Source organism: Butyrivibrio sp. WCD2001, assembly GCF_000424485.1.
GTDB lineage: Bacteria > Bacillota > Clostridia > Lachnospirales > Lachnospiraceae > Butyrivibrio.
The window spans coordinates 70,787-95,022 of sequence record NZ_AUJZ01000010.1 but is presented as its reverse complement, the minus strand read 5'-3'; the positions used below and the strand labels follow the sequence as shown (position 1 = coordinate 95,022).

23 protein-coding genes are annotated in these 24,236 nt (G+C 44.5%); 3 read left to right on the top strand and 20 right to left on the bottom strand.

All coding sequences use genetic code 11. The features are described 5' to 3' along the window. Positions 1–10: 10 nt before the first annotated feature. Positions 11–1,237 (bottom strand): UTP--glucose-1-phosphate uridylyltransferase, encoded by a 1,227-nt coding sequence (locus tag G630_RS0110665; RefSeq protein ID WP_026498544.1) that lies wholly within the window; start codon positions 1,235–1,237, stop codon positions 11–13. Positions 1,238–1,406: 169 nt separating this feature from the next. Here G630_RS0110665 and G630_RS0110660 point away from each other — a divergent pair, with 169 nt between their 5' ends. Together G630_RS0110660 and G630_RS0110655 are read left to right on the top strand one after the other, a co-directional pair. Beyond that, positions 1,407–2,378, top strand: coding sequence for a D-2-hydroxyacid dehydrogenase (locus G630_RS0110660; RefSeq protein ID WP_026498543.1), 972 nt, complete (start codon positions 1,407–1,409; stop codon positions 2,376–2,378). A gap of 46 nt (positions 2,379–2,424) precedes the next feature. Beyond that, positions 2,425–3,297 (top strand): aldose 1-epimerase family protein, encoded by an 873-nt coding sequence (locus G630_RS0110655; RefSeq protein ID WP_026498542.1) that lies wholly within the window; start codon positions 2,425–2,427, stop codon positions 3,295–3,297. Between the two features lie 40 nt (positions 3,298–3,337). Here the strand turns inward: G630_RS0110655 and nagB are convergent, their stop codons facing one another. The 6 genes from nagB to G630_RS0110625 form a co-directional block, all read right to left on the bottom strand. Next, complete coding sequence (nagB, locus tag G630_RS21515) at positions 3,338–4,102, bottom strand: glucosamine-6-phosphate deaminase (protein WP_044959112.1); 765 nt, start codon at positions 4,100–4,102, stop codon at positions 3,338–3,340. Between the two features lie 144 nt (positions 4,103–4,246). Beyond that, on the bottom strand, positions 4,247–5,725 hold the full coding sequence (locus G630_RS0110645) for an L-fucose/L-arabinose isomerase family protein (protein ID WP_022761149.1): 1,479 nt from the start codon (positions 5,723–5,725) through the stop codon (positions 4,247–4,249). 193 nt (positions 5,726–5,918) lie between these two features. Further along, a complete protein-coding gene (locus G630_RS0110640; RefSeq protein WP_022761148.1) occupies positions 5,919–6,947 on the bottom strand; it encodes a LacI family DNA-binding transcriptional regulator in 1,029 nt (342 codons plus the stop codon). A gap of 7 nt (positions 6,948–6,954) precedes the next feature. Beyond that, complete coding sequence (locus G630_RS0110635; protein ID WP_026498541.1) at positions 6,955–7,590, bottom strand: DUF4867 family protein; 636 nt, start codon at positions 7,588–7,590, stop codon at positions 6,955–6,957. A gap of 162 nt (positions 7,591–7,752) precedes the next feature. Next, positions 7,753–9,432: a M3 family metallopeptidase gene (locus G630_RS0110630; protein WP_026498540.1), complete on the bottom strand. Its 1,680-nt coding sequence runs from the start codon at positions 9,430–9,432 to the stop codon at positions 7,753–7,755. An 18-nt stretch (positions 9,433–9,450) separates the two neighbouring features. Beyond that, complete coding sequence (locus G630_RS0110625) at positions 9,451–10,812, bottom strand: MATE family efflux transporter (RefSeq protein WP_044959111.1); 1,362 nt, start codon at positions 10,810–10,812, stop codon at positions 9,451–9,453. Between the two features lie 340 nt (positions 10,813–11,152). Here G630_RS0110625 and G630_RS23585 point away from each other — a divergent pair, with 340 nt between their 5' ends. Next, positions 11,153–11,929: a hypothetical protein gene (locus G630_RS23585; RefSeq protein WP_022761143.1), complete on the top strand. Its 777-nt coding sequence runs from the start codon at positions 11,153–11,155 to the stop codon at positions 11,927–11,929. Positions 11,930–12,315: 386 nt separating this feature from the next. On the opposite strand, the gene atpC is transcribed toward G630_RS23585, so the two are convergent. The 13 genes from atpC to aspS all read right to left on the bottom strand — a co-directional run bounded on the left by atpC (position 12,316) and on the right by aspS (position 24,210). Continuing rightward, positions 12,316–12,717 carry an ATP synthase F1 subunit epsilon gene (gene atpC / locus G630_RS0110615; protein WP_022761142.1) on the bottom strand — a complete coding sequence of 134 codons (402 nt, stop codon included), beginning with the start codon at positions 12,715–12,717 and terminating at the stop codon, positions 12,316–12,318. Positions 12,718–12,726: 9 nt separating this feature from the next. Next, positions 12,727–14,124, bottom strand: a complete 1,398-nt coding sequence (gene atpD, locus G630_RS0110610; RefSeq protein WP_022761141.1) for a F0F1 ATP synthase subunit beta — start codon at positions 14,122–14,124, stop codon at positions 12,727–12,729. A gap of 15 nt (positions 14,125–14,139) precedes the next feature. Further along, positions 14,140–14,997: an ATP synthase F1 subunit gamma gene (gene atpG, locus G630_RS0110605; RefSeq protein WP_022761140.1), complete on the bottom strand. Its 858-nt coding sequence runs from the start codon at positions 14,995–14,997 to the stop codon at positions 14,140–14,142. A 46-nt stretch (positions 14,998–15,043) separates the two neighbouring features. After that, on the bottom strand, positions 15,044–16,567 hold the full coding sequence (gene atpA / locus G630_RS0110600; RefSeq protein WP_022761139.1) for a F0F1 ATP synthase subunit alpha: 1,524 nt from the start codon (positions 16,565–16,567) through the stop codon (positions 15,044–15,046). Positions 16,568–16,594: 27 nt separating this feature from the next. After that, positions 16,595–17,134 (bottom strand): ATP synthase F1 subunit delta, encoded by a 540-nt coding sequence (atpH, locus tag G630_RS0110595; protein WP_026498538.1) that lies wholly within the window; start codon positions 17,132–17,134, stop codon positions 16,595–16,597. Then, positions 17,131–17,634: a F0F1 ATP synthase subunit B gene (gene atpF / locus G630_RS0110590; protein WP_022761137.1), complete on the bottom strand. Its 504-nt coding sequence runs from the start codon at positions 17,632–17,634 to the stop codon at positions 17,131–17,133. Before atpF ends, atpH begins: the two co-directional genes overlap by 4 nt. A 50-nt stretch (positions 17,635–17,684) precedes the next feature. Next, positions 17,685–17,966: an ATP synthase F0 subunit C gene (atpE, locus tag G630_RS0110585; protein WP_022761136.1), complete on the bottom strand. Its 282-nt coding sequence runs from the start codon at positions 17,964–17,966 to the stop codon at positions 17,685–17,687. A gap of 104 nt (positions 17,967–18,070) precedes the next feature. After that, positions 18,071–18,832 carry a F0F1 ATP synthase subunit A gene (locus tag G630_RS0110580; protein WP_022761135.1) on the bottom strand — a complete coding sequence of 254 codons (762 nt, stop codon included), beginning with the start codon at positions 18,830–18,832 and terminating at the stop codon, positions 18,071–18,073. Between the two features lie 9 nt (positions 18,833–18,841). Then, on the bottom strand, positions 18,842–19,276 hold the full coding sequence (locus tag G630_RS0110575) for an ATP synthase subunit I (RefSeq protein WP_022761134.1): 435 nt from the start codon (positions 19,274–19,276) through the stop codon (positions 18,842–18,844). Between the two features lie 27 nt (positions 19,277–19,303). Then, the gene (locus G630_RS0110570) at positions 19,304–19,582 is read right to left on the bottom strand and encodes an AtpZ/AtpI family protein (RefSeq protein ID WP_022761133.1); all 279 of its coding nucleotides are present in this window, start codon (positions 19,580–19,582) and stop codon (positions 19,304–19,306) included. A 196-nt stretch (positions 19,583–19,778) separates the two neighbouring features. Then, the gene (locus G630_RS0110565) at positions 19,779–20,924 is read right to left on the bottom strand and encodes an alginate O-acetyltransferase AlgX-related protein (protein ID WP_026498537.1); all 1,146 of its coding nucleotides are present in this window, start codon (positions 20,922–20,924) and stop codon (positions 19,779–19,781) included. Between the two features lie 13 nt (positions 20,925–20,937). Then, positions 20,938–22,323, bottom strand: a complete 1,386-nt coding sequence (locus tag G630_RS0110560) for an MBOAT family O-acyltransferase (RefSeq protein ID WP_242829926.1) — start codon at positions 22,321–22,323, stop codon at positions 20,938–20,940. Positions 22,324–22,413: 90 nt separating this feature from the next. Further along, entirely contained in the window at positions 22,414–24,210 is a 1,797-nt protein-coding gene (gene aspS / locus G630_RS0110555) for an aspartate--tRNA ligase (RefSeq protein ID WP_026498535.1), read from the bottom strand. Positions 24,211–24,236 lie beyond the last annotated feature (26 nt).

The following is a 24,236-nucleotide window of genomic DNA, read 5'->3' as shown; positions in this document are numbered from 1 at the left end:
TCCCAAATGTTTATAACTCTATGTTATTCTTCTTGCACAACTCTCTTGCTGATTCAACCGAATCCTTACCAGTCTTATTCTTGATAGGTGCGAATTCTTTCTCACGAACAACCTCGTAAGGTACACAGCTGTCAAGCTCGTGGATCATATCAAGAACCAGCTGCTCGAACTTGCATCCGTTGGGTGTCTCGGGCTTAACAAGCTCGCCATTATCATTTATGAAAGGAATCTTCTTCTCAACAACGTGAAGAGGAAGTTCATTCTTTGCGATTCTCTCAAGTGCAGGTACATTGAAGAGGTAGTTAAGGATAACACCGTAGTTGTATGCGGGATCTCCTGCCTCGTCCTTGGCATCCATCATCTCCTGTGTGAGCTCATAGTACTCAACGATTGAAGGCTTGCCATCCTCAAGACACATAACACCAACGCCCTCATCGGGAGCATTTTTCTTAACAACCTTAGCACCAACCTCTGCCTTCTGTGCGATTGTAGCACCTACGAAACAGGGATCTGCGATTCTCTGAAGTACGTTGTCAACTGCGAAGATGTTAACCCACTCGATACCTTCAGCGTGAAGTGTCTTATCAAGACCTGCTTTAATCATAGAAGAAAACCATCCTGCATTACCGTTGGGTGATGTGGAGATGCGTCCCTTTTCTTCCATATAAACCTTACCTTCGTAATCTGAAGCGGGAGCCATGTCCTGCTTGAAGAAGGTAACCTTGTCAGCCTTATATCCGAAGAAATTCTTCTCTGTAAGGAAGTTAACTGTCTTCTCGTGATTCTTCTCACTTGTCATAATGAAAAGATGGATCCATGAACCTGTTGCATTAACAACATCAAGAAGGTTCTCTATAATTCTCTGGAAAATGAATACTTCCTTTGTAAGACCGATGTTGTACATTCCCTTAGGATCATCGGAGCCGAGTCTTGTACCCATACCGCCGGCAAGAAGACATGCAGCAACCTTACCCTGCTGAATTGCCTCTGTACCGATCTTATTAAACTCATCTTTTCTCTTCTCAATCTCTGAAAGCTGCATGCATGCAAGAGGCTCGAATTTTCCTCTCTCTGAACCATGACCTAAATTCTTTGCATTTTTCAGAACTTCGAAATCAGTCTCATCAATCTGCTGAAGAAGAGCTGCCTTCTCAGCATCTGAAAGCTCATCATAATACTTGAGGACATGCATCTGTCCGTTTGCTTCAAGTTTTTTCTTAGCTTCTTCAAATGTCATAATACATTCTCCTTTACTACAAAATAAGCGCTTCTATAATAATATCTCACACCATGAATAAAAACAATCCAAAAAACGCGCTCACTATTCCATTTTTCCCTATAACATGCGAAAATATATAGGGTTTATAGCCACTTACGGTCAAATATACATAGAAAGGACAAAAATCATGAAAATAGTAGCAGCAGAAATTGACAGCGTGGGAAATGATCTTGATTACACCGAGTTTTCAAAAATCGGTGACGTTACATATTATAAGAACAAAGTGACAGCAGACAATGCCGCAGAGCGCCTTGCAGGAGTTGAGGTCCTTTGCATCAACAAGTCAAAAATAACCACGGAAATTCTCGATAAAGCTCCGGATTTAAAGCTCATCTGCGAGTTTGCAACAGGCTTCGACAACGTCGACATCAAAGCCTGTGCAGAGCGCGGTGTGAAGGTCGCTAACGTTGCGGGATATTCTACTATGTCCGTTGCTCAGCATACCTTTGCACTTCTCTTTTATCTGATGGAGAGCCTCAAGGACTATGATGAGTTTGTGAAAAGCGGCGAATATGCGGCTCAGGAATACTTTTGCAAGCTTGACATCCCCTATCATGAAATCGACGGTATGACCTGGGGTATCATCGGAATGGGTAATATCGGAAGAAAAGTTGCCCAGATAGCAACTGCCTTCGGAGCAAAAGTTATCTTCTACTCCGCTTCAGGAAGAACCGAGCACAAGGATGAGGACAAAGCTTACGAGATGGTAAGTTTTGACGAGCTCTTAGAGCGAAGCGACATTCTCTCTCTCCACTGCCCTCTCACAGACAGCACACGAAATCTTATCGATGCAGCTGCATTTAAGAAGATGAAGAAAACCGCATATCTCATCAACGTTGCAAGAGGCCCCGTAGTTAACGAGGATGATCTTGCAAATGCAATTGAACAGGGTGAGATCGCAGGCGCCGGCCTCGACGTTCTTACTGTAGAGCCTATGAAAAAGGACAGCCCGCTTCTTAGAATCAAGGACAGTCAGAAGCTCTTTGTTACACCTCACATGGCCTGGGCCAGTGTTGAAGCCAGAATCCGCTGCGTCGATGAAGTAGCTAAGAACATAGCCGCTTTTGAAAAGGGCGAAAAAAGAAATATCGTTAACTGATTAGATAATAAAATGGCATATACCATTTTCAGGAAGGAACAGAACTATGAGAACTAGTCTTACCAATAATGTGATTATCGCTGAGATTGAGACAGCCGGTGCTGAGTTAAAAAGTATCAAAAAAGGTGGTAAGGAATATATGTGGTGCGCAGATCCCGCATTTTGGAATCGCACCTCACCAGTACTCTTTCCTTTTGTAGGTGCTGTTGCAGACGGCAAATACAGGGTTGGCGGCCACGAATATCCCATGGGCCAGCACGGCTTTGCAAGAGATATGGAATTTGAGCTTGAGGAAAAAGCTGATGACTGTGCAGTTTTCTCCCTTACTTCAAATGAAACAACACTTTCAAAATATCCCTTTGATTTTAAGCTGACCATCTCCTACAAGCTTGATGGTGACAGTATTATTGTGGGATGGACGGTAGAAAACACAGGAAAAGACGATATGCCTTTTGCGATCGGAGCTCATCCGGCATTTAACTGCGAGCTCAGCTCTGAAGGCACATTGAAAGGAAATTCAGTAGTATTAAAAACAGATAAGGATGTCCTCACTGTGAGAAAGTTCCATGATCCTCTCGCTGCAAACGAGACCTATGAACTTACTCTGAAGAACGACAAATCCTTCGAAGTTGATGAGCACACCTTCGACGGCGGCGCGATCATTCTGGAGAACAGCCAGGTTAGCGGTGCCAGCATCAAAAATGCAGAAGGCGATGTTTTCGTTGAGATGACCTTCGATGCTCCGCTTCTTGGAATCTGGTCTCCCGTCGGTAAAAATGCTCCGTTCATCTGCCTCGAGCCCTGGTATGGAAGAGCTGACGCAGAGGGATTTTCAGGTGAATTAAAAGACCGCGACTTTGAGCAGCTCCTTAATCCGGGCGACTCTTTTGACGCAGAGTATCGCGTTTCTTTTAAATAATGGTTGTATCTGAGTTTTGGAGATAATTGTGATATCAGAATTACAATATCTGACCTCCGGATATAATATCGTGATCTCCGAGCACGCGGCTCAAAGCTTCCTCATCCGCTACTATACTCACATTATTATGAAGCTGTAAGATGGATGCGGGAACCGCCGGTGTTATCGGACCAAACAATGACTCATAAAGGGCATCCGCTTTTCTCTCTCCTGAGGCGATGAGCAGGATGCTTTTTGCTTGCATTATATTCTTTATTCCCATGGAATATGCATATCTGGGGACGTCTCTCTCCGATGTAAAAAACCTGGCATTTGCCTTGATTGTATTCTCGGTAAGAGCCACGCAGTGAGTAGTTTTGTCAAATGAGATTCCGGGTTCGTTAAAGCCAATATGACCGTTACTTCCTATTCCAAGAAGCTGCAAATCAATTCCACCGCATTCGTTTATGACGTTGTCATAACGAGTGCACTCTTTTTCTGAATCCTCTTCAAGGCCATTAGGAATATTGGTGTTTTCCGGTTTGATATTAATATGATCAAACAGATTGGTGTGCATAAAGTGATAATAACTCTGCTCATCCTCAGGACTGAGACCCTTGTATTCATCGAGGTTTATCGTCTTCACCTCCGAAAAATCAAGGTCACCCTTTTTATACCAATCGATGAGTTGTTTATAAGTCCCGATGGGAGACGAACCGGTTGCAAGGCCAAGAACCGCATCCGGCTTCATGATTACCTGCGCAGAGATAATGTTCGCAGCTTTTCTACTCAGGTCATTATAATCTTTTGCTCTGTAGATTCTCATGCATAACCCCCTCATTATTTGGCATTAGCATTTTCAATATCTACATCCATTATAAATCTGTTTTCAGGCGCAAAAAAGCCGCAGATGCGTACCTTATGGTAAACATCTGCGGCCTATTATTTTTCCTAAATAATCACTTAGTAATTAAGCGAAAGGGTTCTCTGTAGGATAAGGAAGTGATGCAGGCTGGTTGTAGCCGATTACTTCTGCTCCAACATACTTGAATACCTCGAAGAGTGCCTTTCCGAAGTGACCGAATGCTACTGCACCGTGATGAGGGAAGTTGTGCTGGATAAGAATGTGTCTGTAGAATCTTCCCATCTCCGGAATAGCGAATACACCGATACCACCGAAGGATCTTGTAGGAACATTGAGAACCTCACCCTGTGCAACGTATGCCTTAAGGTGGTTATCAGATGTGCTCTGAAGTCTGTAGAATGTGATGTTGCCGGGAGCGATATCACCTTCAAGTGTTCCCTGTGTAACTTCCTCAGGAAGGTTTCTAGCCATGATTCTCTGGAACTTCATCTCGCAGCTAGCAAGCTTGCTTGTGCAAGTATTTCCACAGTGGAAGCCCATGAATGTATCTGTGTGCTTGTAGTCGAACTTGCCCTTGATGGACTCTTCGTACATATCAGCAGGTACAGAGTTGTTGATATCAAGAAGTGTTACAGCGTCATCAGAGATGCATGTTCCGATGAACTCTGAGATTGCACCGTAGATATCTACTTCGCAGGATACCGGAATTCCGCGGCCTGTAAGTCTTGAGTTTACATAGCAGGGAACGAATCCGAACTGAGTCTGGAATGCAGGCCAGCACTTACCGGCGATACATACAAACTTCTTGCCGCCTCTGTGCTCCTCGATCCAGTCAAGAAGTGTAAGCTCATACTGAGCAAGCTTAGCAAGGATTTCAGGCTTCTTGTTGCCTGCGCCAAGATCCTTCTCCATGTCTGCAACAACTTCAGGAATTCTCTTGTCATCAGCGTGCTTGTTGAAGCTCTCGAAAAGATCAAGCTCTGAGTTCTCTTCGATCTCTGCACCCATGTTGTAGATCTGCTGAATAGGTGCGTTACAAGCAAGGAAGTTCATCGGACGAGGACCAAAGCTGATAACCTTGAGCTCTGAAAGTCCGTAAAGTGCTCTTGCAATCGGAACGAACTCGTTGATCATCTTAGCGCACTCATCTGCTGTTCCAACAGGATATTCAGGAATATATGCCTTTACATTGCGAAGGTGAAGGTTGTAGCTTGCGTTAAGCATTCCGCAGTAAGCATCTCCTCTGCCGTCGATAAGGTCATTCTGTGACTCCTCTGCTGCTGCGCAGAACATTACAGGACCACCGAACTTCTCAGCAAGAAGTGTCTCGGAAATCTCGGGACCGAAGTTACCAAGATATACGCAAAGTGCGTTACAGCCTGCCTTCTTAACATCCTCAAGAGCCTCAAGTGTCTGAGTCTCGCTCTCGATGATGCAAACAGGGCACTCATAAATGTCGTCTTTGTTGTAAAGCTTTGTGTAGCTCTCTACAAGAGCCTTTCTACGATTGATTGCAAGTGATGCCGGGAAACAGTCACGGCTTACTGCAACTATACCAATTTTAGCCTGGGGAATGTTATTCATCCTTAAATCCTCCTACCCTTAAAATAATTGTTTTTGTTAAAATGTGTGTACGTTCACACACTCCTAAATCATAAGTTTTGGTGCCTTTTTTGTCAACGGGGCATATTTCACAGAAATAAAAGCAAAAATCTGTTAACTATTCCTCCTGCCTCCCCCCTCTGGGTGAAGGTGGCGCGTAGCGCCGGATGAGGGTCTACAAATTCTGTTCAATATGTATACTCAGCTCCGTATAATTCACCTTCTTAGGCACTGTGCCATACGCCAGATAATTAAACAGAATCTCCAGCGAGAGTTTACCCTGCTTCTCGGGCTCCTGACAGATCGTTGCGGTTATCATTCCCTTGTGGAACATCTCATACTGCACCGCTACAAGGTCATTCGTGATAATCCTTATTTTTCTCTGCGGATCCTCTGCTGCGATAAGCCTGCAGATATCGTAATCCCTCGGGTTGATGACATAAACCACGTTGGTCTCGGGATACTTAATAAGCATCTCTCTGACTGCCCGCTTGTTCTCCTCTCGGTCAAGGGATATGCTCCACTTTCCGAGAAGCTCCATATCGGGATAGCGCGAGTTCATCTCATTTGAGAAGCCTCTGATACGCTCAGTTGCACTCTCCTTGATGCTGTCGTACTCCGTAAAGAAGCATACCTTTGCATCCTCTCCTCCGGCCATTGCAGAAAGTCCTGCCGCAAGCCTTCCGGAAGCGATATAGTCACAGCCCACATAGGCCAGATGCTCTACGCCGTCAAGTCTGCTGTTGTAGAAAACCAGTGGTATGTCACGCTTTTTCTGTTCTTCAATTATCAGATCATTTACGGGAGAAGTGGTGCCTGTGATGCAAACACCATCATACTCTCCGATTGTTTTCTTAAGCGATTTTAACAGGCTCGCCTCTTCCTTCGCGCTGTCGGGATACTCGACTATATCCGTTGTTGCAGCATAGGCTTCCAGGGATTTTGCCTTTTTCTCGGCACTCTCCCTCACCGGAATAAAAAACGGGCTGTACTGTGTCTTGGGAATCATAAAAAGAAACTTCAGCTTCTTTTTCCTGACTGCAAGTCCCTGTGCCACACGGTTGGGTTCGTAGTGGAGTTCCTCGCACGCTTTCTCAACGCGTTCTCTGGTCTCCTGCTTGACGTAGCCTCTGTTGTGAAGCACGCGGTCGACAGTACCGATTGAGACACCGGCCTGCTTCGCTATTTCAGTTATCGTTGCCATTTTCCCCTCAGATGAGTCCTGCGATATCGATGTTCTCTCCTGTTATGCCTTCGTATGCACCGTCAGCGATCTCAGAAGCATCCTTGTGTGCAAGAAGCCACTTGTTTGTAGCGAAAAGTGTTCTGTCATCAAGGTTCTTGCCTGCTGTCTCGGTAGTTCCTACGTTTGTTCCCTTGGGAAGTGCGATGAGAACCTTGAAACCCTTGGAAGCATCTGCGTGGCAGGGTGCATAGTGAAGAGTTGAAGCATAAACCTCAACAAGCACACCCTTAGGGCACTTGAATGCTACAACCTTTGAAGAATCAAGCTTGCCGTCCTCGATGTCGCTGAGCTTAGCAAGAAGAAGGATGAAATCCTCTGTTCCAAGGTTGAACTCGCTGTCTCTGTGGTACTCCATGCAGTTCATCTTTGTGTTGTGTCCGTTGCAGTAACCAAACTGGAAGGGCATGCCGCCGAAAAGGCTTGTGCCAAGATCCTTGGTATCTGCTGTAGCCATGAGCTTAGGCTCCTCAGCCACATAAACAACACCCTCCGGACAAGGTGTGTCATTCTCAAGTGTCTTAAGAATTTCAGCTACGCTGTATCCCTCAACAACTCTGCCGTACTCTTTGAACTCTTTGTCTGTTACGCTTTTGATTACCATTTTTCTCCTACCTTTCTTTATTGTTATTGTGCTTTGTTTTTCTCATAACCAACTAACGAATTACGATTTCCGTTAACGTACACACATTATAGGTGAAAAGATGGTGTTGTTCAATTATCAGATTTATACAAAATTACGGGGAAGGTTTTTGACACTATTTTCCTATAGAAGCCCCAACTCTTTCTGCAGATACTCTGCAGCCTCTTTTATAACTTCCTCTGAAAATGCAGGTTTAAGACCAAGGGCGGATATAGCATTAAAGTAATCCATGCTCCCTCCGATCCGGCCAAGCTTCATAAATATATCTGTTCCTCTTCTCTTATCCTTCATAAACTCGTTCGCAATATAGATTGCAGATAAATCGCTTATGGAATATGAGATCAGGTATCTTGGAAGGCCTATAGCCTCTACATTTCTATACAGTCCTGCTCCCTTGTCAAGAAGTTCCGGATGCATTTGAACTACGCCGGGTTTATATTGTCTTGTGAGCTCATTGAATTTATCTATGCGCTCCTGCTTACTTGCCCCAGGACAGCCGTACAAAAAAGTTTCAAATTCATGAAATAAACAATACCCTGCAATTTCATCAAGAACTGACGTCAGATGACCTTTTCTGTACTTATCTGCATCCTCACCGAAAAACTTCTCTGCGTAATAATGAGATATAAATTCCATGGACTTGGATGGTATCTCCACCAAATCCTGCACAGGATCCTGAAGCTCCTGGGGCTCCAGCAAATCCATTGACAACATGGTCTGCATAGCATGACCGCTTTCATGTATCAGATCATTAACACTTTCGGCATCATCAAGAAAGTTTCCGTAAATAAAAGGAACTCTCATTTCGGGTATCCCTACAGTGAACGCCAGCCCTGTTATCCTGGTATCCGTTGACTTAATATCAACATAGCCGTTCTCATTCATTTTTCTGAAAGTATCGCCAAGTACAGGATCCATATCATCATACATTTCCTGCACCTTTTCTCTTATGAACTTCTCATCCCCAAGCGGCTTTGCATTTCCGTCAGCAAAGAATATGTCACTGTCATAGGACGTAAACTCTGAAAGTCCCAGCTCTTTTTGTAATTTCTTATTACTCTTTTCCAAAACAGGGAGGATATATTTCTTTACATTGTCGCAAAACTCTTGGAGCTCATCCTCTCCATAAGAAAATCTTCCTCTCGAAATATTCTCATAATCAAGATAATTCTTAAATCCATTAGCCTTTGCAAGCTTATCCCTTACTTCAACTAACTCTCCTATGAGCTCACCGAATCTCTCACCATTCTCGGAAAAAGCTTTTTCCACGGAATAGCGGGCATTATGTCTAACCTCTGTGTCGGGGGATTTTTTCTTGAATCCTATTTGAGATGCGGAAACCATCTCCCCGTTATATTCATACTTAAGTTCAGACAGACATTTGTGGAGCTCAGTCACAAGCTCGTTTTCTCTGATCAGGAATTCCTCGCCCGCTTCATACAACTTTTTTTCATTTAACTGTTTCTTTATCAGAAAGGCTCCGTATTTTTCTTCAAAAGCCTCGCGATATGCACTGTTTTCGACAGCTTCGTAAATTCTCTGTTCACCTGCTACAGCCATTTTTCCGAAAACATATGCCTTCTCTGCATTATTCTCCTCATCAGTCCCGTCAAGATAACTTCTGATGTTAAGAATTAGAGCCATGGTGGCACTATGAGCAACTACCTTCTGATATTCTTTGTACACCTCGTCGAATTCTTCAAAGCTCTCCCCGTTTTTTGCTGCTGTGACTGCCTGACCGATTTTAGTCTCCAACAAATCAAAATCCGGTCTCTCATACTGAATCTCATCAAACCTTTTCATCCCCAAAAATCTCCTTCGTTATTTGATTTCCCTCGTAATATTCTTAATCCATCCCTTGCTCATATAATGATGGATTGCAAACGGCATCTTGGCAAATTCATCCGTACACATAAGAATATAAACCGTAAGCGGCGGAAGCTTCAACACAAATGCGCTGATCAGTCCAAGCGGTACCGCAAACGCCCACATACAGGTGATGTCCAGTACCATTCCGTACTTGGAATCGCCGCCGCATCTGAATAGCGACGCAATAAGTACGGTGTTTATAATCTGTCCCATCTGATAGACCACGTTTATGTACAGCATTATTCTCAGATAATGCGCTGCGGTAGCGGATATCTTCACAAGTCCCGGCACGAACGGACTTATTGCAAAAAGCACGGCTCCCGAGACAATTCCCGACAATATGGTAACTCTCAAAATTGAAGAGGCATCTTTTTCCGCGTCCTTCAGACGGTTTTCGCCAATCTCTTTTCCAAGCATAATTGATGCCGCACCGGATATTCCAAAGCCCACGACAGTAACCAGATCCCTTGCCACTGAGACAACTGAGTTTGCTGCCACTATGTCGGACCCGAGATGTCCCATGATGATGGAGTTCATGTTAAAAGCAAGTCCCCACATCGCATCATTTATAAATGCAGGAAGTGAATACTTTCCGAAATCCACGATAAGGGCCCTGGGTATTCTGAACATGTTAAGCACATTCTTCGGAAGCTCTTTTTGCCTGAAGAAATCAATGATACAGACAGTTAATCCGATTCCCCAGGATATAGAAGTTGCAAGCGCTGCTCCCGCTATGCCCATCTGCGGAAACGGTCCTATTCCGAAAATCAAAAGCGCATTGAGAATAACGTTTATAATCAGCGTCGATGCTGAGAGGATTGTGGAAAAAAGTACCCTCTCACAGCTTTTCAAAATAGTAAGAAACGGCTGCGCGATTCCAAGGAATATGTAGGAAGGTGCGGCATATCTAAGATAAATTGCTCCGGCATCTATCAGCTCAGGCACATTTGTCCACACCCTGATAACATGATACGGGAAGAAAAATGCAAGAATTGCCACATTCACAGTCACAACAAGCGAGATAATAAGTCCTATTCCGAGTATCTTGGAGATGACCTTCATATCTCTTTTGCCCCAGTACTGAGCCGCCAAAATTGTCAGCGCAGAATTGAGTCCAAAAAACAGGACATTTAATAAGAACATCACCTGCCCCGCAAGGCTTGATGCAGATATAGAAGTCTGGTCAACTCTTCCAAGCATAACTACATCTGCCATGCTCACCGCTGACGCTATTAAGTTTTGCATTACAATCGGGATTACAAGTTTGAAAAGTTCGCGATAGAATCCCTGTCTTGCTGATATTATCTTTTTCATAGTAAAAAATGTCTGTAGTCCTGTTTATTTCTGTCGCCTTTCATAATTCTGTTATGCAATTTTAGTTGCACTTAATTTTATCGTATATAAAAACTCAAATCCATTATTTACATTTCTAAATTTATATGATATCGTATTGAACGTTTCAAGGATATTCATCCAAGTATTCCATTTTGGTTTTGATGATTTGTTTGAAAGATTTTTTCTTATGATGGGGTCCATTTTTATACTTATTTGCTGTTGTTGTAGCATTTTCATGTAAAAACTTACTAGAATACTATCTACTTAAGTCTAAAGAGAAATTTCCTGCAAGGCAGCTAGTTTTACAGAAAGGATCACAATGACTGATTATTTTTATACAAGAAAAGAGCAACTCGAAAAGCTGCTTAGTAAGTATGAATTTGAAGCATGTAAACTTCCCGACGGGACGCTTGCCATATACAACAACGGAGCACGATGCTATCACCACACTAAAACCAAGGAAGGAAAAAGCACACGTTCTTATATCCCAAAAGAAAACTATGATTTAGTTCGAAAACTTGCAAGAAAAACACTATTACTCGACAACATCCGCGATGCAAAAAACGAACTAGCTGCAATCAAAGCATATCTTAAGGTGCGTAAGAAATGCAGATATAATGATATCCTTTCTAAGAATTCACCATATTTACAATTTCTTTCACCCCAATTTGCCTGGCTGGATGATGATGGCTATGAATCAAATCCCAATCACCCCGAAGCACTTATTATAAAAGCCCCCAAGGGGCAATTTGTCCGCTCAAAGTCAGAAGCCATTATAGCTTATGCTTTATTTGAAAACCATCTTTCTTACCAATATGAGGCAAAGCAGATAATAGACAATATTATTGTGTATCCTGACTTTTCTATCAGGCATCCTGGTAATGGAAAGACTTATATATGGGAGCATTTTGGACTTGCAGATCAAATAACCTACCAGAATAGCATGACTTCTAAGATCAGGAATTACATAAACGCTGGATATGTGCCAGGTGATAATCTTATCTTAACCTTTGAAACCAAGGATTGCCCTCTTGATATAAGCTATGTTCACACACTAATCCAATATCACTTTGGACCTTTTGAAAACAGAATATAACCTTTGATTTTCACAAAAAGCTTGTACTATTATTTTTGTTACTCTTTTTCAGTGATTTTCAGGCTTATAAAGGCGCAGTTTTTCGCAATCTAAATAATTAAGAGCATTTGTTACTCTTAATAGCTACTATTGGGAGTAACATTCTGATGATTTTGGTCTATTTGCGAATTTTCCCTAAGCAAAAACATGATTTTACACCCAAAAAGAGTAACAAACTTATTTTTACTCTGGATTTGCGAAGTCTCAAACAGGAGAAGGATCGATGAATCACCGAAAATATAACAGCACAAGGCCCAAGCTCATAAGTTTAGCATATACATAAACACAGAAAAAGCGCCGCAGCAAGCCCCCTCGGCAAGCCACAGCGCCTTTATAAAGTTAACAAATTACTGTGCGGAACCAATTCGCACGAGTGCACGGTAAAGCTTGGCTTCAGCGCGTACTCTTGCTTCCTTGGTGAGCTGCGCATCCTTCAGCGCCTCCTCTGCCCTGGCTTTAGCTGAACGCGCGCGTTCCACATCTATCTCGTCGCTCCACTCCCAGGTGGTTGGCAGCACACGAACTTCTCCATCCATAACGGAAAGCATTCCGCCGATGCAGGCTGCTCTGCGCTCCTGTCCATTACCAAGGGTTACGTGAGCTGTACCCATACCTATGCCTGTGCAGTAATTGGTATGTCTTGCTAAAATCTCAACATCACCGTCTACCGTGCGTAGCATGATCTTCTCAACTTCGCCCTCATATTCCAATCCATCCAGGGATACGACCTGTAAATGATAAGTAGCCATAAATTAACCTCATCCGTTCTTCTTAGCTTTTTCGAACACTTCATCAATTGTTCCGACAAGCAGGAAAGCTGACTCCGGAAGATCATCACACTCACCGTTAAGAATCATCTTAAATCCGCGGATGGTCTCCTTGAGCGGAACGTATTTGCCCGGAAGTCCTGTGAACTGCTCAGCAACTGAGAAGCTCTGTGACAGGAAGTTCTGAACCTTACGTGCTCTGAATACTGTCTGCTTATCCTCATCAGACAACTCATCCATACCCATGATCGCGATAATATCCTGAAGTTCGCGGTATCTCTGGAGAACCTGCTGAACACCCTTTGCTACCTCGTAGTGCTCTTTACCAACTACGTCGGGAGAAAGGATACGGCTTGTGGAATCCAGAGGATCTACTGCCGGATAAATACCCTTCGATGCAATATCACGGGACAATACGGTGGTAGCATCCAGGTGCGTGAATGTTGTTGCAGGTGCAGGGTCAGTCAAGTCATCGGCAGGCACGTATACGGCCTGAACCGATGTGATTGAACCCTTCTTTGTGGAAGTGATTCGCTCCTGCAAAGCACCCATTTCTGTTGCCAGTGTAGGCTGATAACCAACGGCTGAAGGCATACGACCAAGCAGCGCTGAAACCTCTGAACCGGCCTGTGTGAAACGGAAGATATTATCGATGAAAAGAAGCACGTCCTGATTCTTAACATCACGATAATACTCAGCCATTGTAAGTCCGGAAAGGGCAACTCTCATACGAGCTCCCGGAGGCTCATTCATCTGTCCGTAAACCAGTGCAGTCTTGTTAATAACTCCACTTTCCTTCATTTCTCCGTAAAGGTCGTTACCCTCACGGGTACGCTCGCCGACACCGGTAAATACTGAAATACCACCATGTGCCTTTGCTACGTTATTGATAAGCTCCATGATGAGGACAGTTTTACCAACTCCCGCACCACCGAACAAACCGATCTTACCACCCTTAGCATAAGGGCAGATAAGGTCAACGACTTTAATACCTGTCTCAAAAATCTCAGTTGCAGGAACCTGATCTTCGAACGACGGAGCAGGTCTGTGAATAGGCCATCTCTCCTGCGTTGTGGGAGCAGGCTGATTATCAACCGGCTCACCGAGAAGATTGAAAATTCGTCCGAGGCACTCGTCACCTACCGGAACTGAGATGGGAGCAGCTGTATCAACCGCATCGATTCCACGAACAAGTCCATCCGTGGAACTCATGGCAATACAACGAACTACGTCATCACCAATCTGCTGTGCAACCTCTGCAACAAGAGTTGCATCACCATTCTGAATCTCAATGGCACTATGCAGATCCGGCAGCTCACCCTCGCCAAAACGAATGTCAAGGACAGGTCCTGTTACCTGTATAACCTTTCCAACATGTTTTTCACTCATTGTGAGTTTTCTCCTTTATGGTTCTTCTGCACCGGCAACAATCTCAGTAATTTCCTGAGTGATGCTTGCCTGTCGTGCTCTGTTATAGTACAAACTCAGTGTTTCTATCATTTCTTCTGCGTTGTCGGTAGCTGCTTCCATCGCAGTTCTTCTCGCTGCAAGCTCACTCGCAACGGAGATGTTGATACTCGAATAAAGCACTCCCGCCAAATACTCCGGAACAACTGTATTGAATACAGTCTCACTGTCCGGCTCGTACAGAATCAGCGATTTCGACTTTTTGGCTTTTCCCTCTTCCGCCTTTAAATCAGACAGCGGCAGGATGGGGCTTGCCTTGGGAACCTGTGACATCATTGATATAAAATCGGTGTAGCACAGGAAAATATGTCCGAATTTTCCTTCTTTATAGGCCTCACAAAGGATCTTCGCTACAGAGAAGCACTCTGAAATGGTTACCTTGGCAACCTCCGCAAATTCCTCGGTGAAAATCGGAACATTTCTGTGTTTGAAGTACTCAACCGATTTCTTACCTATCGGGAGTACTTCGATGTCACGTCCCTTTGTCTCGCTCTCCATGAACTTAAACAGGTTGGAGTTGTATCCTCCCGCAAGTCCTCTGTCACCGGCGATTACAACGTATAGCCACTTATCACTCGTTCCCACCTTTGTGTAGGGAGACTGAAAATCGTGGTTTCCGTTTGCGATGTCCTGAAGTGTTGCAAGCAGTGTCCCCAAATAAGGTTTGGAGTTATCTGCTTTCTCCTTCGCTTTTCGCAGCTTACTTGCCGCAACCAGCTGCATCGCTTTTGTAATCTGCATGGTGCTCTGTACGCTTTTTATCCGGAGTTTCACAGCTTTCATATTAGCAGCCATGTGTATTTCCTCCAAAAAGTGTTATCAATGGACAACTTCAGCTATCTCAGCCTTTCTTACTTAAGAAGCTCTCTGTATAAGCCTTGAGCACGTTCTTCATCTTCTCTTCGGTCTCGGCCTCGAGTTTTCCTGTCTCGCGGATAGTCTTCATGACTTCGCTTCCGTCAGGATTACTGTCAAGGTAATCGAAAAGTCCTGCCTCGTACTCGGCAATATCAGTAACAGCAACCTCTGTAAGCACGTTATTGATAACCGCATACAGAATGGCAACCTGCTTTTCAACTGCTACAGGTGAGCTCTTGTCCTGTTTAAGAACTTCCACGATTCTTTCACCCTGTGCAAGACGTGACTTTGTGTCTTCGTCAAGGTCAGAACCGAACTGAGCAAAGCTCTGCAGCTCTCTGTACTGTGAGTAGATCAGCTTCAGGGTTCCGGCAACCTTCTTCATAGCCTTGATCTGAGCATTACCACCTACACGGGATACGGAGATACCGGGGTTAACCGCAGGCATGATACCTGAGTGGAAAAGCTCGGTCTCCAGGAATATCTGACCATCTGTGATGGAGATAACGTTTGTAGGAATGTATGCCGATACGTCGCCGGCCTGGGTCTCGATGATAGGAAGTGCGGTAAGTGAACCGCCGCCGTTTTCATCGGAAAGTTTAGCTGCTCTCTCAAGAAGTCTTGAATGCAGATAGAATACGTCACCGGGATATGCCTCACGTCCCGGAGGTCTTCTGATCAAAAGTGAAAGAGCACGATAAGCAACCGCATGCTTTGAAAGGTCATCATAGATAACCAGCACGTGCTTACCCTTGTTCATAAAGTACTCACCCATTGTGCAGCCTGTGTAAGGTGCGATGTACTGCAGAGGGCTGGGCTCTGAAGCCGTAGCTGCAACGACGATGGAATACTCCATAGCGCCTGCATTCTGCAATTCAGCAACAAGTGAAGTGACTGTTGATCTCTTCTGACCGATTGCAACATAGATACAGATAACATCTTTACCCTTCTGGTTGATGATAGTATCGATCGCAATTGTGGTCTTACCTGTCTGACGGTCACCGATAATAAGCTCACGCTGTCCACGTCCGATCGGAATCATGGAGTCGATAGCCTTGATACCGGTCTGCAAAGGCTCTTTAACAGGCTGTCTCTCGATGATGCCCGGTGCCTTGATCTCAACAGGTCTGTAATCATTTGATTCGATAGGGCCTGCGCCATCAATCGGCTGACCGATTGCGTTAACAACACGGCCTATCATTGCATCGCCTACCGGAACGGAAACAACGCGTCCGGTACGCTTAACGGTCTGTCCTTCGCTGATACCAACATCTTCTCCGAACAGAACCGCGGATACTACTGTCTCTTCGAGGTTCTGAGCCATTCCGAATGTGCCGTTCTCGAACTCGAGAAGCTCTCCCGACATACAGTTCAAAAGTCCTGAAACTCTTGAAATACCGTCGCCGACGGTAAGAACTGTTCCGGTCTCATTCTGAATGATCGCATTTTGATAGTTCTTGATCTGGCTTCGAATCACCTCGGATATTTTTTCTGGTTTTAATTCCATTCTAAAAGCCTCCGTGGGTTTTATTCCTTACATGACTGTCTCGTCAACCTTTTTGCGGAGTTCATCAAGTCTGCCCTGTACTGTTCCGTCATAGAGCTTGCCTTCGATCTCCACCCGGATTCCTCCGAGAACAGCTTCATCGGTTTTTTCAGTTAGCAGAATCTTCTTTCCGCTGACAGATTCAAGCTTTGATTTAAGTGCGCCAAGCTGTGATTCGTTAAGCCTGATCGCACTGGTCACGGTTGCCTCGGCAATGCCGTGATCCTTGTTGTAGCTCTCTTTAAATCTTCTCGTACATGCTGAAAACTGTCTCAATAACCCTCTTTCAATAAGGATCTTGATAAAGTTAAGCAGATACGGCTGGAGCTGTCCGTCAAATGCTTCATCTACCAGTTTCAGTCTCTCTTTTCTCGGAACCGAGGGTTCTAATAAAAGAGTAATATAATCGGGATTCTCCTTGAAAATCTCCTTGACCGATTCCATCTGACTTAAGATATCATCCGTAAGGTTTTCCGAAAGCGCCAGATCATACAGACTCTGTCCGTATAAATCTCCAGCCTTGGTCATGACGCCTCCCCTACATTGTTAATGAATTCGTCAATAAGTTTCTTATGATCGTTCTCGTTGATTTCCTTCTCAACGACTTTTCCTGCAATATCCATTGCAAGTCCGCCGATGGTGTCCTTAGCCTCGTTAATGGCTTTCTTCTTTGACTGTTCGATATCAGCCTCTGCTCTCTCCATGAGACCCTTGGCCTGCTGCTCAGCTTCTTTAACGATGTTGTCAGCCTTGCCCTGAGCTTCCTTCTGTGCCTTTGCAACAATGTCTGCTGCCTCGGCCTGTGCGGAAGATAAGCTTGTCTCATATTCCTTCTTCATGGATTCAGCTTTTTCCTTGGCTTCACGAGCTCCCTTTATTTCGTTCTCGGTGAGCTGTCTTCTCTTTTCAATTACCTCGTTGATAGGCTTGAAAAGGAATTTCTTGATGAGCCACATCTGAATGAAGAGGTTGCAGATCTGAGCTATGAACGTCCACGGAACGAGTGTTACTAAGTCCTGTGTGCCCATTCGTTTACCTCCATAATTTCTACTGCGGGGCTTAAACTACTCTGAAATGATTAGTTCAGGTAGCCCATGAATGTGCCGGGTGCAACGAAGATAAGCAGTAGACCTGTAACGAAACCATAGATACCGGTTGTCTCTGCGATCGCACAACCAAGAAGCATGGTACTTGTTACGTCACCCTTACACTCGGGCTGGCGTCCGATTGCCTCAAGAGCCTTTGAAACGGCATTTCCTTCACCAATACCGGGTCCGATACCGGCGATCAGTGCACATCCTGCACCGATACCGCATCCTGCAAGTGCAATACCTTTTGCTAAAATCTGAAAATCACTCATGTTGAAATCCTCCTAAGATTTTTATTATGATTTTTCTTATTTAATTTTCCCCTCATCCGGCACTTCGTGCCACCTTCTCCCCCAGGAGAAGGCATATAGATGAATTAACCCTCTGCTGCGTTTGCGATATACATAATCGTCAGCATTGAGAAAATAAACGCCTGCATACATCCTGTAAACCAGTCAAAATATACGCCCAGGATTGCCGGGAGACCGACGCTCAGGATCGGAATTTGGGAAAGTACATCACCCACAGCGCCCGGTATGAGTCCGAATAATGCGGAAGACGCAATGGCAAGTGCTGCATAGATCAGTCCGTCAATAACAATACCGGAGAGTATGTTACCGAAGTGACGGCAAGCCATACTGACAGGTGTTGCCAACTCGGATAGAATATTGAACGGTGTCATAACAGCGATGGGAGTTGTAAATCCTTTCAGATACCCAAGGAAACCTCCTGCTTTAATCTTGCATGCAGTGATGATAACAAATACGACAATTGCCCATGCCGCTTCTGTCGAAAGATCGGCTGTCGGACTTCGAAGTCCCACAAGGCATATAAGGTTCGACACTATACTCGTGGCGAATATCGCGGATACCAGCGGAATCAGCCAGTCAAACTTGGTGCCACCGGTATTACTTCGAACCAGATTGTGTGCCGCTTCAACGATCATCTCTGCAACCGCCTGGCGCTTTGAAATATTCTCGACCTGAAGGTTTCTCGTCAGGAAGATACACAGCAGCGTTATGATTGCCATTACTATCCAGCTGACAACCAGAGTCTCGGTAATATTGAAATCGCCCAGAATCGGTATGCCGGTGTGGATGGAGTAATAGATCTTACTGCCGGCTACTTCAAAGTTCATACTTTATTTTCACCTTCCTTTCCTCGCAGTTAGAATCCCGCGAATTTTTATTAAAATACTGGGAATAAAAAGAGGTATCACACCGGTCACAAGATTGATCGCCGGTACGAAGATAGACAGAATCACCCATAAGAGCTGCATCATCGTGCGATACCGAAGGCTCACTGCCATGGTGCTTCTGGCTCTGTCTGTCTCCTCCTCACTCATCCCCGTGATCTTCTGCACTGTGAGTCCCATCCAGAAGAAGTTACCCACTGCAACGATAGTTCCACCTATCGCACCTAAGAAGACCTTATAATCAAAAGGTACCGTATAGCCAAAAGGCGCATCACTGGGTACCACTTGATGCAAAATAAAAAACAATATTATAACGATAAGGCTGGCCACCGCTGTCCCCACAGCAATAAAAGTGGTCTCCTTTTTGACTGCGTCCTGAATTACCATAAAACTTTCTCCGTCCCCCCTCGCCCTTTAAATATGCTTGTTAAAACTCACTTCGTTGTCCGGGCGTTTTTTCTTTTCGTTCTTCTTATCGACTTCCAGGTACACCTTGTAGGCTGTCATGGCTGATCCGCCAAGTCCGAAAAAGAAACCGATAATGTAGACCCAGCCGCCGACTCCGAGCTTCGTAGTCAGCAGATAGCACACAAAAATACAGATGAGGAGCGGTGTTACAAGTGATAACCCAAGCTGCCCCACCATCGCAAACTGCGTCATAAGTTTTGAAAAATCTGTCGTTTTCTTTATCATTTAAGCCTTTTTCCGAGAATTCGTGATAATTCTAAAAAAGTCCGAAATACCGCAACATATATTTCAATAATACAGTTATTTTTCAGAAAAAACAATTGTTAGTAATCGATTTTACAAACATTTTACAAAAAGCCAAGAATGCTTTTATAAGCAATTCCCGGCTTTTTAAGCTGATTATAAAATCAGTACAATATTTTTATTTCTTGGAAATCTTTTTTGCTGCTTTATGAACTTTATCGTAGGCAGCATATCGCTCTACCATCTCATAAATTACTATGTCGGGATCGTAGCATTCCACCCAGGAATCAAACTTCTTTCCGACATCATTCCAGACCACAAGGGTCTCTCCGAAGCTCTCGGCGAAATCCTCTTTCAAATAATTAACAATAAAGCTGTTTCCGACTATCATCACCTTGCAGTCATTTCCTGCTTTATTATTTATAAAGTGATAGGTCTTAATGCCCTCAAACTCCGAATGTTCCTCGTCATAATTCTCATCCATGACTGCATTAGTGACCTTCCTATTAAAGTTCTCGGAAACATTTTCCCTTCTGACTCCGCCGTAGAAGCTCATTCCCTGGTCGGTCATGTCTATATCAAAATCCGATTCCGCAAGGACACTGAACTTATCCTCCCGGTTTTCGTTTAGCTTTTCCATGACCTTGGTATATCCGATAAAGGCACCTCTCTGAGTCCAATGCACGGGATCCCCGTATTTGCTGTAAACCTCGTAGTTACTCTTTTCAGCTACAAAATCATCCTTTAGAGGAATCACCGGTACATCCGTCCTTGTCTCAAGGGTTTCCAGGAACTGGTCAGTCCTTGAATAATCTCCGTACTGATTAACACTTGTTGGGAAGTACTCGGGATAGATGGTCTGCTTATCCCAGCACTGCATATAATAAAACTCGCAGTCCCTGCCCTTTAAATAATCCGATATAGTTTGGAAATCGGAGGCGATACGATCCTTTTCCTTGTCGGTGAACAGATTGAAATGCTGATAGGTTTCCACCATATCATTTTCAATTATGTTGAACTCACCATCCGGTCCCAGTCTGTATCTCTTGCCGTTTTCCATTCTCCCGAATACGTGGTACTGCATCAGAGCGTTCATAGAGATTATCTGATCTCGGAAACCTAATCTGTCGTTAAGGTAGTTCTCTATATCTGTGGGCAGCTCCTTATTAAAACTGCCATCCTTTCTAAGCTGCGGAAAACCTGCAAGCGTTCTGTTTTCCTGCTCGGAAATGGCATCCTCATCCCTGTTAATAAAAATCAGAGGGAGAAGGAGCATCACGGCAAATCCGATTATGTATATTTTCTCTAAAAACTTATTTTTCATAATCATCCTTATTCTAAAACTGGAAATATATGAACGGATTATAGGTTCCGGACATAACCCTCATAATTGCAAGAAGGAACATTCCGTACACCGCTGCCAGCTTTACAACGCTATATGCTATGCCTGACATTCTGGCATCACAAAATTGTTTCAGGCGCGTAAATCCGCCAACTATATCAAATATTGCAATAGCCATCACAACCAGAACCCAGTTATTTACATACCAGGAGATCTTAAATCCGGGCATTCCGGATAATCCGATTCCGAACATCGTGCCCAGATACTTCATGGCCAGAGCAAAGTTATCCGCTCTGAAGAGCACCCACCCGGTATTGATAACAAAAAGCGCATATATGTGTCTTAAAATATTTTTACCTATTGCATTCTTTTCATCCGCAGAAGCGCTCTTGCCGCGGCCTCTAAGGAGTCTCTCCACAACAATAAAGAACCCGTTCCAGGCGCCCCAGATTACAAAGTGCCACGACGCACCGTGCCAAAGACCTGTCAGCATAAATACGATGATAAGGTTCCTGTAAAGGTGCTTCCTGTTTCCGCCAAGAGGAATGTAAACGTAGTCCCTGAACCAGGAAGACAGCGATATGTGCCATCTCCTCCAGAACTCGGTAATATTCCTGGAGATGTAAGGTCTGTCGAAGTTCTCACAAAAATGGAATCCGAGCATCCTTCCTATACCGATTGCCATGTCACTGTAGCCCGAGAAATCATAAAATATCTGCAGCGAATACGCGATACTTCCAAGCCAGGCAATCGCCACTGTGTTATTGGATATTCCCGCATCCCATATGGTATCGACCACCTCAGCCATCGTATTTGCAATTATGGCTTTCTTAGAAAGGCCGATTACAAACCTCGTAATACCTGCAGAAAAATCCGCCATTCCGGGATTCCTGTTATCAATCTCATTTTCTATATCGATGTATCTGACAATCGGTCCGGCAACAAGCTGCGGGAACAGAACAATATAAAGGGCAACCTTGAGCGGGTTCCTCTGAACCCTGACATCACCCTTGAAAACATCGATCACATAACTCATACCCTGGAAGGTAAAGAAAGAAATACCGATAGGCAGGATTATCCCTCTTAGAGGAATTGATATCCCAAAGGCATCATTTAATGTCTGAATGGAAAAATCCAGATACTTGTAGTAAAAGAGAAGCAGCAAGTTACAAACAACTGCCAAAAACAGAACCGCCTTCTTTTTATGTTCAAACAGGCTCATAAAAAGAGCAGACAGATAATTGATTATGATACTTGCCACAATGATCCATAAATACCGGGGCTGCGACCACCCAAAGAACACCAGACTCATGATAAGAAGCCATGCATTCCTATAGGTCTGACTTCTTATGATGTAGCAGCCGATCAGTGTCAGCGGCAAAAAACAAAACAAAAAAACTGTAGAACTAAAGACCATAAAAGCTCCATCTCTTGAAAAGAGGTTCCGACAACTCGGAACCTCCTACATTTTTTATTCCTCTACAACCGTTTTGATGTGAAGCTCTTCGAGCTGCTTCTCGGTAACCTCTCCGGGAGCACCCATCATGATATCCTGGGCGTTCTTGTTCATCGGGAAAGGAATAACCTCTCTGATTGTAGGCTCGCCTGAAAGGAGCATGATCATACGGTCTACACCGGGAGCAATTCCTGCATGCGGCGGTGCACCATAGCAGAATGCATTGTACATTGCAGGGAACTTAGCCTTAACATCCTCTTCGCCAAGGCGTACAAGCTCAAATGCCTTGATCATGATCTCGGGATCATGGTTACGAACAGCACCTGATGAAAGCTCGATACCGTTACATACAAGGTCATACTGGTCAGCCATGATATCAAGAGGATCCATCTCACCTCGCTCAGCCTTAAGAAGTGTCTCCATACCGCCTGTGGGCATTGAGAAAGGATTGTGGCAGAACTCAAGCTCGCCTGACTCCTCACCGATCTCGTACATCGGGAAATCAACAATCCAGCAGAAGGAATACTGCTCCTTGTCCATGTGTCCGGGAACAGCAGCACCGAAAGTCTTAACAACTACGCCTGCTGTCTTCTGTGCCTGAAGAAGTTTGCCTGAGCTGAGTACCACAAGATCACCGGCCTTAAGTCCAAGTGCGGATACAACAGCGTCCTTGTTCTCCTGAACGAACTTGGCGATACCGCCAACAACTTCGTTATTTTCATCTATTCTGAACCAGTAAGGCTTAACACCTGCCTGAACCTCAACGTCAGCGATGGTCTTATCGATAAACTTGCGGCTCTCCTTGAAATCAGAGATAACAACTGCCTTGATTCTTACATCTGTATCGTTTCCGTCTTCGGCCTTGGTCGCAAACGGACCAAATCCGCAATCTTTAAGAACCTCTGTAGCATCCTGAACAGTAAGATCGATACGAAGGTCGGGCTTATCTGAGCCATACTTCTCCATAGCTTCACGGTAAGGAATTCTTGCAAACGGAGCACCTGATGCTCTGTCATATGTGCCATATTTAGCAAAGATCGGAGGAAGAACATCCTCACATATCTCAAATACATCTTCCTGAGATGCGAAAGCCATCTCCATATCAAGCTGATAGAACTCACCGGGACATCTGTCACCTCTTGCATCCTCATCACGGAAGCAGGGTGCGATCTGGAAATAGCGATCTATTCCGGAGGTCATCAGAAGCTGCTTGAACTGCTGAGGAGCCTGGGGAAGTGCATAGAACTTTCCGGGATGCTTTCTCGCAGGAACAAGGTAGTCTCTTGCACCTTCGGGAGATGACACTGTAAGAATAGGTGTTGTGATCTCCATGAAGTCATGCTCGATCATAGATGCTCTAAGAGCAGCAATGACATTGCTTCTAAGAATAATATTCTTTTTAACCTCAGGATTTCTAAGGTCAAGATAACGATATTTAAGACGAGCTGTCTCATCTGCCTCGCGGCTTCTGTTTATCTCAAAAGGAAGCTCGTTGTATCTGCAGCGTCCGAGAACCTCTATCTTCTCGGGAACGACCTCGATATCACCTGTCTCCTGCTTGGGGTTCTTGGAGCTTCTCTCCCTAACTGTACCCTCAACGGAAATAGTTGACTCCTTATTGATTGCCTTAACAACCTTCATCATGTCCTCGGTCTCGACGACAATCTGTGTTGTTCCATAAAAATCTCTCAATACTACAAAGCCGAGCTCAGCTCCGACTTCACGAAAATTCTCAAGCCAGCCTACAAGCTTAACTTTATTTCCCACGTTCTCGGCTCTAAGTTCGCCGCATGTATGTGTACGTGACTGCATTTCTAATACTCCTTAACTAAACTACG

What these genes read in the sequence shown, in the direction of transcription:
- atpC (WP_022761142.1), bottom strand. Translation starts at nt 12,717, where the DNA reads ATGGCTACTTATCATTTACAGGTCGTATCCCTGGATGGATTGGAATAT.
- atpH (WP_026498538.1), bottom strand. Translation starts at nt 17,134, where the DNA reads ATGACCAAGGCTGGAGATTTATACGGACAGAGTCTGTATGATCTGGCG.
- G630_RS0110640 (WP_022761148.1), bottom strand. Translation starts at nt 6,947, where the DNA reads ATGGCAACGATAACTGAAATAGCGAAGCAGGCCGGTGTCTCAATCGGT.
- atpE (WP_022761136.1), bottom strand. Translation starts at nt 17,966, where the DNA reads ATGAGTGATTTTCAGATTTTAGCAAAAGGTATTGCACTTGCAGGATGC.
- atpG (WP_022761140.1), bottom strand. Translation starts at nt 14,997, where the DNA reads ATGGCTGCTAATATGAAAGCTGTGAAACTCCGGATAAAAAGCGTACAG.
- G630_RS0110660 (WP_026498543.1), top strand. Translation starts at nt 1,407, where the DNA reads ATGAAAATAGTAGCAGCAGAAATTGACAGCGTGGGAAATGATCTTGAT.
- G630_RS0110630 (WP_026498540.1), bottom strand. Translation starts at nt 9,432, where the DNA reads ATGAAAAGGTTTGATGAGATTCAGTATGAGAGACCGGATTTTGATTTG.
- G630_RS0110635 (WP_026498541.1), bottom strand. Translation starts at nt 7,590, where the DNA reads ATGGTAATCAAAAGCGTAACAGACAAAGAGTTCAAAGAGTACGGCAGA.
- G630_RS23585 (WP_022761143.1), top strand. Translation starts at nt 11,153, where the DNA reads ATGACTGATTATTTTTATACAAGAAAAGAGCAACTCGAAAAGCTGCTT.
- atpD (WP_022761141.1), bottom strand. Translation starts at nt 14,124, where the DNA reads ATGAGTGAAAAACATGTTGGAAAGGTTATACAGGTAACAGGACCTGTC.
- G630_RS0110655 (WP_026498542.1), top strand. Translation starts at nt 2,425, where the DNA reads ATGAGAACTAGTCTTACCAATAATGTGATTATCGCTGAGATTGAGACA.
- G630_RS0110645 (WP_022761149.1), bottom strand. Translation starts at nt 5,725, where the DNA reads ATGAATAACATTCCCCAGGCTAAAATTGGTATAGTTGCAGTAAGCCGT.
- G630_RS0110665 (WP_026498544.1), bottom strand. Translation starts at nt 1,237, where the DNA reads ATGACATTTGAAGAAGCTAAGAAAAAACTTGAAGCAAACGGACAGATG.
- aspS (WP_026498535.1), bottom strand. Translation starts at nt 24,210, where the DNA reads ATGCAGTCACGTACACATACATGCGGCGAACTTAGAGCCGAGAACGTG.
- G630_RS0110625 (WP_044959111.1), bottom strand. Translation starts at nt 10,812, where the DNA reads ATGAAAAAGATAATATCAGCAAGACAGGGATTCTATCGCGAACTTTTC.
- atpA (WP_022761139.1), bottom strand. Translation starts at nt 16,567, where the DNA reads ATGGAATTAAAACCAGAAAAAATATCCGAGGTGATTCGAAGCCAGATC.
- atpF (WP_022761137.1), bottom strand. Translation starts at nt 17,634, where the DNA reads ATGGGCACACAGGACTTAGTAACACTCGTTCCGTGGACGTTCATAGCT.
- nagB (WP_044959112.1), bottom strand. Translation starts at nt 4,102, where the DNA reads ATGAGAATCTACAGAGCAAAAGATTATAATGACCTGAGTAGAAAAGCT.
- G630_RS0110565 (WP_026498537.1), bottom strand. Translation starts at nt 20,924, where the DNA reads ATGAAAAATAAGTTTTTAGAGAAAATATACATAATCGGATTTGCCGTG.
- G630_RS0110575 (WP_022761134.1), bottom strand. Translation starts at nt 19,276, where the DNA reads ATGGTAATTCAGGACGCAGTCAAAAAGGAGACCACTTTTATTGCTGTG.
- G630_RS0110570 (WP_022761133.1), bottom strand. Translation starts at nt 19,582, where the DNA reads ATGATAAAGAAAACGACAGATTTTTCAAAACTTATGACGCAGTTTGCG.
- G630_RS0110580 (WP_022761135.1), bottom strand. Translation starts at nt 18,832, where the DNA reads ATGAACTTTGAAGTAGCCGGCAGTAAGATCTATTACTCCATCCACACC.